General features: G+C 35.7%; 7 protein-coding genes. 1 reads left to right on the top strand and 6 read right to left on the bottom strand.

All coding sequences use genetic code 11. From position 1 onward, the window contains the following. Positions 1 to 78: 78 nt before the first annotated feature. The 6 genes from AC1RPY_RS06440 to AC1RPY_RS06415 all read right to left on the bottom strand — a co-directional run bounded on the left by AC1RPY_RS06440 (position 79) and on the right by AC1RPY_RS06415 (position 11,738). Positions 79 to 987 carry a PTS system mannose/fructose/sorbose family transporter subunit IID gene (locus AC1RPY_RS06440; RefSeq protein WP_481761738.1) on the bottom strand — a complete coding sequence of 303 codons (909 nt, stop codon included), beginning with the start codon at positions 985 to 987 and terminating at the stop codon, positions 79 to 81. A gap of 23 nt (positions 988 to 1,010) precedes the next feature. Next, positions 1,011 to 1,814 (bottom strand): PTS mannose/fructose/sorbose transporter subunit IIC, encoded by an 804-nt coding sequence (locus AC1RPY_RS06435; RefSeq protein ID WP_481761739.1) that lies wholly within the window; start codon positions 1,812 to 1,814, stop codon positions 1,011 to 1,013. 38 nt (positions 1,815 to 1,852) lie between these two features. Beyond that, entirely contained in the window at positions 1,853 to 2,836 is a 984-nt protein-coding gene (locus AC1RPY_RS06430; RefSeq protein ID WP_481761740.1) for a mannose/fructose/sorbose PTS transporter subunit IIA, read from the bottom strand. A gap of 492 nt (positions 2,837 to 3,328) precedes the next feature. Further along, a complete protein-coding gene (gene addA / locus AC1RPY_RS06425; protein ID WP_481761741.1) occupies positions 3,329 to 7,069 on the bottom strand; it encodes a helicase-exonuclease AddAB subunit AddA in 3,741 nt (1,246 codons plus the stop codon). Beyond that, complete coding sequence (locus AC1RPY_RS06420; RefSeq protein WP_481761742.1) at positions 7,062 to 10,631, bottom strand: PD-(D/E)XK nuclease family protein; 3,570 nt, start codon at positions 10,629 to 10,631, stop codon at positions 7,062 to 7,064. The genes addA and AC1RPY_RS06420 overlap by 8 nt, the downstream gene beginning before the upstream one ends. A 138-nt stretch (positions 10,632 to 10,769) precedes the next feature. Then, on the bottom strand, positions 10,770 to 11,738 hold the full coding sequence (locus AC1RPY_RS06415; RefSeq protein WP_481761743.1) for a ribose-phosphate diphosphokinase: 969 nt from the start codon (positions 11,736 to 11,738) through the stop codon (positions 10,770 to 10,772). A 198-nt stretch (positions 11,739 to 11,936) separates the two neighbouring features. On the opposite strand from AC1RPY_RS06415, the gene AC1RPY_RS06410 reads away from it, so the two are divergent. Further along, a complete protein-coding gene (locus AC1RPY_RS06410; protein WP_481761744.1) occupies positions 11,937 to 13,283 on the top strand; it encodes a hemolysin family protein in 1,347 nt (448 codons plus the stop codon). The last annotated feature ends 27 nt before the right edge of the window (positions 13,284 to 13,310 follow it).

Below are 13,310 nucleotides of genomic sequence, written 5' to 3'. Positions count from 1 at the left end.
GTTATCTTATTATACCTTAATTAATTGCATTGAACCATATAAAAAAACCCAGGAAAATTCCTGAGTTTTTTTGAAATTTTATAAAATTCCAAGTACGTGTCCACCGATACCAACTATGAATAAACCTAGAATGATAAGAATTGGTGAAACTTTTTTCTTAAGTAACCACATACAGAAGAATGTTAATAATAATGCTGCTAAACCTGGAATTAATTGATCCAAGTTATTTTGTAATGTTGTTACTTTATTTGGTGAAAGAGCTAAACCGTCGCTAGCTTGTTGCATAGCTGTTTGCATGCCTTTTCCACCTTGGAGTTTATCAAAATCAATATAAGCACCTTTATCCAACTTAACTGTTGAAATAACTGGCGTAAATTTGATTGAAACCCAACGTTCTACTAATGCGGCTAAAACGAACATTCCCAGTACCGAAGCACCTTTAGTAACATCTTGTAATAAGCCACCTGACATATCTTCAGAAATCTTAGAACCAGCTCTATAACCGAATTCTTGTGTATACCACATGAATCCCATACGGATGATATTCCAAGCTACGAAGAAAATGATTGGTCCCATAATGTTACCACCCATAGCCAATGAAGCACCTAAAGCACCTAACATTGGACGAACAGTAAACCAGAATACGGGATCACCGACACCAGCCAAAGGACCCATCATACCAACTTTAACACCTTGAATTGCAACATCATCAATAGGGGCACCATTAGCACGTTCTTCTTCAAGTGCTAATGTAACACCAAGGATTGGTGAAGCAAGATAAGGATGAGTGTTAAAGAATTCCATGTGTCGTTTCATTGCTGACGTACGTTCTTCTTTAGTTTTGTATAATTTTTTAATTGCTGGAATCATTGAGAATGTCCAACCACCATTTTGCATACGTTCGTAGTTCCATGAACCTTGAATAAACGTTGAACGCCATGCTACAGCCAATCGATCTTTTTTAGTTAATTCAATTTTATCTGCCATAATATATTCCTCCTTCTTCCAGTTTAATAATCGTTTAGAATTTCGCCAAGTGGATCACCGGTATTATTGCCACCGCCACCATTTGATGAACCACCCATTTTTGAAAGGTTCAAGTAAATAAGAGCAAGAGCAACACCGATAGCACCAATAGCGATCAATGTTAATTGAGTAATAGCTGCGACTACGAAACCAAGAATAAAGAATGGCCATACTTCTTTTGTAGCCATCATGTTAATAACAAGTGCATAACCAACGGCAACAACCATACCACCACCAATAGCCATACCATCTGTTAACCATGCGGGCATTGATTCAAGGAAACCTTTAACTGTTTCAGCTGGAATAAAGAGCAATGCTCCGGCTGGAATAGCAATACGGATACCTTGCATACCAATAGCAAGAACATGCCATATTTCTAGCTTACGGATATTACCTTGTTCTGCTGCTGCATCCATTGCATGAACAATAGGAACAGCAAGTGTACGAACAACCATTGTTAAGAATAATCCGGCAACGGCAAGGGGAACGGCGATAGCGATAGCTGATCCAACACCTTTAATCCCTTGTCCACCTAATACTAAAATAATTGCTGATGCAACTGAAGCAAGTGCAGCATCGGGTGCAATAGCTGCCCCGACATTAGCCCAACCAAGTGCGATCATTTGAAGTGTACCACCTAAAACAATTCCGGCGGTTAAATTACCGGTTACTAACCCGATTAATGTACATGCCACTAGTGGTTGATGGAATTGGAATTCATCTAAAATTCCACCCATACCAGCTAGAAAGGCAATAATTACTACTAAAATCATTGATATAGCTGACATAATAAGCCTCCTAAATTAATTTTCTTTTATTGTGTTGTTTAAGCTTTTGCTAATTCACCTTTAGCTTTTTTGAGAATGTTAGCCATATTCTCTTTTGAATCGTTAGGTACTTTACGGACATCAAATTTAACGCCCTTATCTTCTAGTTTTTCAAAAGTATCAACATCGTCTTGTCCCATTGATAATACGTTGTTAACAACTACTTTACCAACTGAATGAGCCATTGAACCAAGGTTAACTTCGTCAAATTTCATTCCGCCTTCAATTGCTGTTAACACATCTTGTGGACTTTCAAAAAGAAGTAATGCTTTCATTCCACCAAAACGAGGGTCTTTTGAAACTTCAATCATCTTAGCAATTGGCACAACATGTGCAATAATACCAGGTGGTGAAGCTTGTTCAATTAAGTTTTTACGAAGTGTATCCTTAGCAACATTATCAGAAACAACGATAATACGGTCAGGCTTAACTGATTTAGACCATGCTGTAGCAACTTGTCCATGCAATAAACGTGAATCAATACGTGTTAAAACGTATTTAATTTTACCATCACCGATTACAGTTCCTTCAGGAATTGAACCAGTAGGTTTGTTTGTTGCAACAACAGCTGCTTCTTTTGGTGCTAAATCTTCTGGCTTAATCTTAACGCCACCTTTTGCTTCGCTTAGAATACTTGCAGCAATTTCTTGTGCAGAATCCATTGACAAGCGTGCTGCGTAGGCTTCAATTAACATTGGTAAGTTTAAACCTGTAACAATTGCCCATTTATCTTTATGAGCGTCAAGCAAACCGTTTGCTTGATTAAATGGTGATCCACCCCATAAATCAACTAAGAATAAGACTTCTTCAGGATCATCAAAAGTAGCAATTGCTGCTTCAAGATGAGCTTTTAAATCGTCTGGTCCTTCGTTTGGCATGAAAGTTACAGCTTGAACATTTTCTTGTTCACCAAAAATCATTGAACCGGATTGCATGATGCCTTCGGAAAATTTACCGTGACTTGCAATTACAATTCCAACCATTTTAAAACCTCCTAAATTTTTATCAGATTACTGTAAGAACTCCGGAAAAACGCTTACATTTATAATATAAAAACACGCAAAAATTATTTCAAAAACAACTTAAGCATTTTGCTTTTGTTCCTAGGTAATCTGATTTAATTTTAAAATGTTACGAAACACTTAAAAATAATATCGTTTCCATAACGTCTATGTTGTTAAGTATAGCACAACGATTACGAATTACTATTAAAAATATTAATTTGTATTCGCTTACAATTATACCATTTAATCGTATAGATATTAGTTATCAACCTATATGATGGGTTTTTTTACGTTTCCATAGCTTGTTTCATTCAACAAAATCTTATCTATACCAATTTATAAAAAAAGTTTTGTTATATACAATGCTATTTTATTTTTTTAACACAAAGTGGTATTGAAATTGCTTAAAATATTTTCTTATTCTTTTCATTGATTAAAAAAAGACCTCATTGAAATGAGATCTTCGAATTATTAAACTTCAACAACTTGATTAATAGACAGCAAATACAGATATTTATGCGCAACTTTCAACCCAGTCATATTCTCTAGTGCTTCGCCATATAAGTTCAATTGGCCACGATAACGTGCTGTCAATTTTTCTATTTCTTCTATTGTATTGTCTTTAGAAACTTTATCAGTCTTATAATCAAATACCACCAACGTATTATCTTTTACAAAATAACCATCGATAATTCCATGGATCAAAACTTTTTCCTTATTTGACTCAACCTTTTGAAATAGCTCATTGGCAGGTAGTAACATTGAGAATGGCGCTTCACGTTGTACATCGTTACCTATAGTTAGAATTTCTTTGCCTAAATCCGTTTGAAAGAAATTGGCAATGTGTTGTCCATTAATTAACGTAGCAACTTCTTTAGTGACTACTTTTGCCGTCACTAATTGCTCAATTTTAGCTTGGATTATCGCTAAAGTTATCTCACTAGTTAAATCTAATTCTTGTAAAATGAGATGAGTTGCACTCCCAATATCACTTCCCATTGGTGCTGCAACTCCCTGCATAAATTTCGGTACAGCAAGTTCACTCGTAACGTATCGGTTGCCTTGTCCTTCAATACTCAACTGATTCATTTCGCGATTAGCTGGATCATCGAATAGACGTTTTACTTCCGATACAGCTTGGTAAGCAGTTGTTTTAGTTAAATTATCGAATGGATACTGAAAATTTAAGACTTGATCAATTTGATTAACATCAATATCCTCAAACGTCTCAGGCATCTCACCCGTGATTGTTTCTAACCAATCCGTCTGAGAAACTTCTTCACTCACTTTACTCATCTGGTTCAGGTCGGTTTTTTGATAAAATTTAACGCTAAATTGCGTTTCATCATCACTTAATAGTAGTGATGATGTTGCTGGATCCAATAATAGTGACATATCAAAAGTAGGATGACGAACTAGCGCCATACCAATCCAATCCATGAAATTTTTAATACCACTTCGAGCTGTTGCATTTAAAACTAATTGTTGGCTTTGAAATGCCTTTTGCCAATGATTAATTGCCGTTTTTTTATTTGTGTAAGCCCCCACAATAAATAATCGTTGTTCCGCACGCGTTAAGGCTACGTACAGTAATCGCATTTCTTCCGCTTCTGATTTTGCAATAGCAGCTGATTTTACAATTGTTTTTTGTAGCGTATCTTCCATCGTCCGATTTTCAGGATTTAAATAGGTTATTCCTAATCCAGCCTGATCATCAATTAAATAAGGTTTTCGCATCGCCATTTGATTAAACTGGTGTGTCGCGTCAACCAAGAAGACCATTGGAAATTCAAGTCCCTTACTACCATGAATTGTCATGACTGACACTGCATTTGCGACATTTTGTACAGGTGCTTCTGCTAAATCCTTATCGCGTTCCTGCATTTTTTCAATGAAGCGCACAAACTGGAATAAACCTTTAAAACTACTATTTTCGTAAGCGTGAGCTCGGTTATACAACGCATGTAAATTGGCTTGGCGCTGACTTCCAGCTGGCATCCCCCCGACATAATCAAGAAATCCAGTATCCTGATAAATCTGCCAAATTAAGGTCGCAATTTGATTTTCATGCGCGATTTCACGAAAGCCCGAAAGTTGTGTTAAGAAACGTTCAATTTTATTATACAGTGTTTTTGCGAAGCTACCTGCTTTAAACGTATCAAAATTTTGATAAAAAGTTAACACCGCTTGATAGTAATCATCTGTTCGGTTGCCAATCCGTAAATAGGCCAGTTGATTTTCATCTAATCCAACAATTGGCGACCGTAGGACACTTACCAATGGAATATCTTGATAGGGATTATCAATAATTCGTAATAATGACATCATAATTCTGATTTCAGTTGTTTGGAAATAGCTCTCCGCATCATTCACAACGACTGGAATACCCATTTTTTTAAATTGGTCAATAATCACCAAATTATTTTTACGAGTTGGGACTAGTAATGCAATATCTCGGTATTCAACGGGACGTTTTTCTGATTTATCACGGTCAAAAATCTCTGTTTCATCTACGATTAACGCTTGAATCCGTTGACCAATTAAAGCAATTTGGCCTTCCGATTTACCATCAATTTCAAACTGATCATTCGTTGCTTCACTATCATCATCCGGTCTTTCTGCAGATTCAGGTTCATCAGATTCGTAAATCAGCACTTCTGCTTTTTGCTCAATATCTGGGTAGTAGTTTGCCCCAAAAACCAATTTAGCATCATTATCATAAGCCATTTGTCCAACGGTTTCATCCATAATCTGGGTAAAAATTAAGTTAGTCACATCTGTTACATTCTTCACAGAACGAAAATTTTCAGCTAAGATAATTCGATTTCCATTACTGTCAGTTTCTTTATAAGCTTGGTATTTACTTAAAAACAAACTAGGATCAGCCAGCCTAAAACCATATATTGACTGCTTTACATCCCCCACCATAAACATATTACCGGGATTAGTCGTGGTTACCCTTGTCAAAATAGCTTCTTGTAGTTGATTAGTATCCTGATACTCATCTACCAGAACTTCTTCATATTTTCCTTGTAGAGCAGCTTGTGTTTGCTCGGAAGATTCAGAATCACTCGCTAAAATGTCCAGTGCTAAATGCTCCAAATCATTAAAATCAAGTATATGTCTTTGACGTTTCTCTTTGGTGAAGGCATCACTAAATAAGCCAATCACACTGACTAATTTTTCAACTAATTTCTTAGATTCTGTCATGATATGCAGTGTTTCTGTTTCATTTAAAACAAAAAATTGTTCTGATAAGTTAGCTAAACGTTTTTTTATTCCAGCTTTTAATTCTTTAATTTGATCCTTAGCAACAGCTTGGTCATCTTCTAAATTTTTAGCTGGCACACTAGGCGCACGTTTCAATTCGTACCCACGAATATTATCGCGAATTTGATTCCAAGAACCATCGTTTTCAACAGATTGGACAACAGCTAACAACATCTGACTTTCTTCTTCAGTCACTGCTTGATGTTTCTCTAACCCAAATTGAATTGATAGTTCTAGAGCCGTTTTTAAATCGGCCTGGATTTGCGTTAAATTTGCTTGAACTAATGGCTTAATACTCTTTTGGTAAAACGAACTACTGATTAAATTATCGCCAACATCATAAGTTGCTGCCAAACTAGCCAACCAACCGGTAGGATCTGGTTTCGAACTCGCAAATGTAAATAGGCTAAAAACCAACTCAGATAAACCATCATCATTTCGATCATTTGAAAAATTTTGTGTTAATCTCTCAAAGTCGACATCGTCTTTGGCATACAACATTTCCCGGACGTCTTCCCAGACACTCTCTCTTAATAAAGCCGCCTCAGTCATATCTGTTAACATTCTAAAAACGGGATCCAAATCAATCACATAATAGTAGCGTTTAATTAATTGGAGACAAAATGCATCAAATGTACTAATATTTGCAACTGGCAAGCGCATTAATTGATCCATTAAATGTTGTTTTTGTTCATGATTGTCTGCTTCATTGATTGCCTTTTGAAGTGCCACCTGAATCCGTTGACGCATTTCTTTAGCTGCAGCGTCTGTAAACGTAACAACTAATAAGTCATCAATAGCTGTTCCCGTTAATATTTTTTGAATGACGCGTTCAACTAAAACTCGTGTTTTACCGGAACCGGCAGAGGCTGATACAAGAATATTAGTCCCACTTTCATCGATAGCACGTTGTTGATTTGGTGTAAATGTAAACTTACTCATTACTGTCGGCCTCCCCGTCTATAATCCGTTTTTCAATTTCTTCCCAGCTTAATTTACTTATTTCATGGTAATTATTTTCGGGTAACATCGCATCAAATTGGAATATTGATTTATATGGTGAATATTGTAGGGCTGTTTTTTTAGCGTTCCATCTAGCCGGACTTAAATCGATTATCCCTTCGAAAATATCTGTTGCCGCATCAATAATTAATTGTTTATTGTGTACCAACAAGAAATCTAAATCTGATTGTGAAATCAATTTTTTTGAACGAGCTGATGGTGATGTGAACCCTTTTTTCGTTTTTCTAAATGGATAGATTAATGAAAACCCTGTTGATTCGTCTTCAAAATCAGTATCTAAATGGCTCAGTAACTGCTCATCTTCCAATAATAGCCCATCCATTTGGTTTGCTTTCAACAACGTATTATCCAATCCTTTTTTCTGTACATCTTCAATTTTCAGCTTAGGATTTTGTAAGTGCATGTAAACTGCACCAGCTGCCGAAGTTTTCAGTCCAGTATTTGGTGCAATTACCTCTGCATTCTCAATCAATGCTTGCAAGTAAGTTAACATTTGCATTGATAATCCATAGAAAGCATCACTAAAATCAAACTTTCGAATCCCTGATTTGTAATCGACGATTCCAAGATATTGTTTTGAATCAACCTTCATATAATCAATTCGATCAATTTTACCGCGGACTTTAACTGAATGGCCGCCAGGTAACTTATAAGCTAGGGCTTTCAAACCTGACTCAGCACCGACATGACCAAATAAAACTTCTGTTTTCAGTGGCTTCATCTTTGTTTGTTGCCCTTGTTGCCACATGGCATGCGTCACTTGTTTTAATAGAAGACTTAATTGTTTAGCAATATAGCCCATTCGACTTGAACTACCAAGAATTTGGAACTGAGGTAACTCGCGCATATCTTTTAAAATTACATTCAAATATTCATCTAGTTGTTCTTTGGGTACATTGGCATAGACTTGGTTTGATTCAGTCACAACTTTCATCAACTCATCCAACCCCATATGGAAAAACTCACCAGTACTTGCAGGAGACAGCTCGAAAATGTCTCGTTCTTTCAATTTCAACCCATATTGTAAAAAATATTCAAATGGATTACGATAGAAAGTTTCTAGTTTTGAAATTGAAGTATTCATTTGTGTTCCATATAAATCAGTTATAATTTCCGGCGTCAACTTAACCGGTATATTTTTATACGCTAAGCTTCCTAATAATTGTTTCGTTAATGGTCCCATTTCTGGGTCAGCCGACAGTTGACGTAACACATACAACCAAGCACTAGGCATGGATACTGCAGTTGTTTTGGCAAGTCGACTAGCTACAACCAATGATGATAATGTACTACGTTTTGTTCCGATAAAATCAAGGACTGATTGTTCTGTTAATTCAGGATTAGCAGCTAAATGTTGAACTGATAAATTGAAGTGTTCTTTAATCATCATTAAATAAGGCGATGGATTTAAATTCTTTTCGCCATCGTTGCCACTTGGATATGAAAAAATCAATTGTTCGCGTGGTCCTAAAAATCCGAGATAATTCAAAAAGGGTTCAGCGGCCATTTGACTAATAGCCGAATCGGCTAAGTATTGATCATCAGTTAATAGATTAGCCATTTTCGCCCGATCATCATCTGTTAATAATTGTGTCTGACTAACTTGTTCTGGCATCACCATATCAGTTGATCCAATCATAAAGGTAATCTTTCGGTTGTTCATTTGAACCATCCCTGATTCAGAAATAACGACCTGATCTAATGTTGATGGCACTTGTGAGTAACTTGCCCCTTCAAATCCCGCTTGAATCAAGGCCATGAAGTCAGCGGTATTGAACATTTTAGTTCCCAATGTTTCAACATATTCATCTAACATCCCAACAAATGTTTGCCAAGTTTGTTCTGGTTCTTCTGATTGTGAGATGTTTCCAGCAGCTAAATAGCGGTCTCGCCAACTTAACAAGCGTTGTGTCACACCTTGTTCAACAAGAAACTGATAAATTAGCTTTGCCCCCTCTTCACCGGTTGTCGCCTGATCTAGTTGATTGAAGAATCCTGGTAAAACGTCTTTAACAAAATGTCTAATTTGATTAATTTGTACTGTGATACTTTGGTCCTTATCCGTCTGTTGCTCATCTGCATCCGTAAAATCAAACCGGTAGAACGTCCAATCATCTTCACGTAGCCACTGAGAACCAGAAAAACCGTATTTTAAAACCATATTTTCTGTTAAATCAACAGCACTACGGTACTGTTCAATTGGCATAGCATGATTTTCTATTTGTGGTATTAATAATTCAGTTTTTAATAAGCGCATCATTGCGCCATATTGATAATGCTTTTCTTTCACCTCAAATAACGCTGCCAGTAACTCGACTAAGGGATGGTCAGCCATTGCGTGTTGTAAATCGTTAAAATAAGGTATTTTAAATTCTTTAAAAACCGGTGGAATAACCGTTTCGTAGCTATCTAAATGCCGCGTTAAAATCATAAAATCTCGATAACGATACTCCTTAGTTGCAACTAACTGGCGAATTTTTGTCGCCACTTGTCGAATTTCAATATACCGACTATCGGCTTCAAAAAGTTGAATAGAATCTGAATTTTCTAACCTTTCTGATTTTGTTTTAACTAACCGTCTAGAGTCAATCCAAAAATCTTCCAGACGAGATAAGTCGGGATTCTGGTTAACTTTGGTTTCAGCATAACTATCCGTTAGCACTGGAATCTGAGCTTGATGTGCTTTTTCAATCAAATTAACATACATCCGGCTTGATTTATAAAATAAGTCAGATTTTTCAGCAACTTCATGTGCATTGCCTTTATCTAAGACTAAGCCAATTGTAATCTGTTTCGCACCCTTAATCAGTGCGTTCACGAGCTCCTGCTCTTGTGCTGTAAATTGAGAAAAATGGTCAATATAAAAATAACTCGTCTTCAAAACGTCATCTGTTAAATAACGACTCAACTCTGCTAATAAATCATTATTTTCAATATATCGGTCAGCCATCGCAGCATCAAATGCGCGATAGATAATTTGTAAATCATCTAATTTAGCACCTAAGTCCCCAGTCGTTGGGAAAGATTCAGCAATCCGAGTTAAATCATCAACTGTCACACAACCAACTTTTAATTCTTTCAGTTGGCTGACTAGTTGTGAAATAAACCCAGTTTGGGTCCTTTCACCACGAAATATTGTTAATTCATCTTCATGTTCCGAAATTAATTGATAAACTAACATATTTAATCCAGACTGAGATAAACGAGGAATCTGATAATAGGGTGTATTCTTCAAAAAGAACCAAGCTAATCGAGTAAACGAAAAGACTTGGACGTTCGATTGTGCAAAAATATTTTGTTCGACAAGTTTGTCTTTACCTAATGCTTCAAGGATACTAACTTCTGCTTCGAACTTAATATGATTGGGAACAAGATAAAAAAAAGATGCCGTTGAATCAGTCGTTTGCGCTGCTTTTAATTGTGCAACAAGGCTTGCTTGATGGTCTTTACTAGCTTTTCCTAGGACAAATTTTAAACTCATTTTAACTCCCCTTTTCATACCGCTAACTCGTTATCATTACCTAATAATATACCATATTTAGCTGTTATATTTTTTTAAGAACACATAAAAACCGCTGGACAAATCACAAAGGTGATTTAACCAGCGGTTCATTTTAATTTAATCTTTTTCTGTAAATAGTTTATCAACTGAGCGATTCTTATGAATTAAATCAATTGCTTGGCCAAACAAGTCGGCAACTGATAAGCGCACAAGTTTATCGAGCTTGTCAGCTTCTGGAACAACGATACTATCTGTTACAATCACTTGTTTAATATTGTCATCAGATAAAGCTTCAATCGCACCTTTTGACATCACAGCATGTGTTGCACAAGCATAAATATCTGTTGCACCAGCAGCTTTAAGTGCACGCGCTGCATCAGTCATCATTGTCCCTGTATCAATCATATCATCAATAATGATACAACGACGCCCTTTTACATCGCCAATAATTGATGTTGCTGCAATATTATCAGCAAAATCAGATCCACGTTTATCAACAATAGCAATTTGTGCTTTGAGCTTTTCAGCCATATTACGAGCACCTTTAACACTATTATGATCAGGTGAAATCACAACAACATCATCTGTAATCCCATTTTCAATGAAGTATTTAGCTTGGATTTCTAAAGAAACTAAATGATCAACTGGAATGTTAAAGAATCCTTGTAATTGAGCGGCATGTAAATCAAGTGTAATTACACGAGAAACACCGGCTAATTGAATAAAGTTTGCAACTAACTTAGCTGTAATAGGTTCACGTGAACGTGCTTTACGATCTGAACGTGCATAACCATAATAAGGCATTACAACGTTAATTGTACCCGCACTTGCACGACGTAACGCATCAACCATAATCAAAAGTTCCAGTAAATTTTCATTTACTGGATTTGAGATTGATTGGATAACATAAACATCTGCGCCACGAATACTTTCATCAATGTTGATTTGAATTTCGCCATCACTGAAATGTTTCACGGATGCTGTAGAAAGACTAGTATTTAAAACCTTAGCCACCTTCTCCGCTAATTCAACGTTAGAATTAAGTGCAAATAATTTTAATTGACCTTTTGCGAATTGACCCGACATGATAGCCTCCGTTATTAATCTGTATTTTTTCTTTATAGTTCTATTATAATGAATTTACACTTAAATTACTATGCTCTAAGTAAAAAGTTTAAGATTATCTGAATTGTTCCTTCAGACTAAACGACAATCCTTATGTTTAATGGTAAAATAGACAGATACGAACTTAAAAATATAACTTAATTATGGGGGACACAAAAATTGTCTAGCGGTACAGTTATCATCAATTTGATTGTTATCTTTGTGACATTATTTGCAGCAGCATTCTTCGTTGCCGCAGAATTTGCACTTGTCCAAGCACGTCCAAGTGCCATCGAAGCTGATATCGAAGCAGGTATTGGAAATCGAAAAAAACAAGAAAGAGCATTAAAAATGCTTAACCATTTGAATGAATACCTTTCAACAACACAGGTTGGTGTCAGTGTTGCTGGTATTATTCTGGGTTGGGTTGGTGAAAAAACCATTGAATTTTTACTTGTAGATGTGCTTAAACTATTCCATTTTGCTTCTGAATCAGGGTTAAATATCATTGGCGCAATTATCGGGGTTTTAATCCTTACTTACGTTGAAGTGGTTTACACAGAAATTGTGCCTAAAAACTTAAGTATCGATATGCCCGTTCAAGTTTTAATGGTTGTTATAACACCATTACGCTACTTTCATCTTGCCTTTTACCCATTAGTTTGGTTATTAAATAACTCAGCAACACGTGTTGCTAAAATGATTGGTATTACGCCAACTGATGAAAATAGTGAAGTTTTTACTCAAAAAGAAATTTTATCTTTATCTCAAAATGCCGTTTCAGGTGGTGAATTAGATAGAGATGATTATGTCTATATGCAACGTGCCTTTGATTTAAATGACAAAATTGCTAAAGATATTATGGTCGATCGAACAAGTCTTTATGTCGTAGATATTACAGATACTGTGCACGATGTCGTTAAAGATTATTTACATCAGGGTTATAGCCGTTTTCCAGTAGTTGCTAACAATGATAAAGATAAAATTCTTGGTTACGTCTATATCTACGATTTAGTTAGACAAGCTGAGATTGATGATACTGTCTTAATTAGTAAACTACTTAGAACAATTATTACAGTACCAGAAACAACACCTATTAGAACATTATTAAGCCAAATGATTAGTAAACAAACACCTATCGTTGTTGTCCTTGATGAATATGGTGGTACAAGTGGTATTGTAACGGATAAAGATATTTATGAAGAATTATTTGGAACGGTTAAAGATGAAATTGATGACGTTTCAAGTGAATACATTATCAAAAATGATGATGGTTCATATAATATTAGTGGTAAAACGACTTTATATGATTTCGAACGCTTCTTTAAATTTAAAAATAAAGCGATGAAAGCATCTGAAAGTGTTACATTAGCAGGTTTCATTCTCGAAAATCATAAAGTTAAATTAAATGATGTCATCAAGTTTGATGCTTTTGAATTTAAGATTATTGAGTTTAAACGTAACTACATTGATTGGTTTAATGTTAAACATACGACGACTCAGGTAGACGCAATTGAAGAACAATGAACTGATAAGAAATAATTTAGTCATTAC

The sequence above is a fragment of the Dellaglioa sp. CoH-56-MRSF-12 genome, assembly GCF_056782075.1.
This window is presented reverse-complemented; position numbering and strand designations above follow the sequence as displayed.

Bases quoted from the DNA above. Each gene is read 5' to 3' on its own strand.
- AC1RPY_RS06440 (WP_481761738.1), bottom strand. From the start codon at position 987: ATGGCAGATAAAATTGAATTAACTAAAAAAGATCGATTGGCTGTAGCA.
- AC1RPY_RS06435 (WP_481761739.1), bottom strand. From the start codon at position 1,814: ATGTCAGCTATATCAATGATTTTAGTAGTAATTATTGCCTTTCTAGCT.
- AC1RPY_RS06430 (WP_481761740.1), bottom strand. From the start codon at position 2,836: ATGGTTGGAATTGTAATTGCAAGTCACGGTAAATTTTCCGAAGGCATC.
- addA (WP_481761741.1), bottom strand. From the start codon at position 7,069: ATGAGTAAGTTTACATTTACACCAAATCAACAACGTGCTATCGATGAA.
- AC1RPY_RS06420 (WP_481761742.1), bottom strand. From the start codon at position 10,631: ATGAGTTTAAAATTTGTCCTAGGAAAAGCTAGTAAAGACCATCAAGCA.
- AC1RPY_RS06415 (WP_481761743.1), bottom strand. From the start codon at position 11,738: ATGTCGGGTCAATTCGCAAAAGGTCAATTAAAATTATTTGCACTTAAT.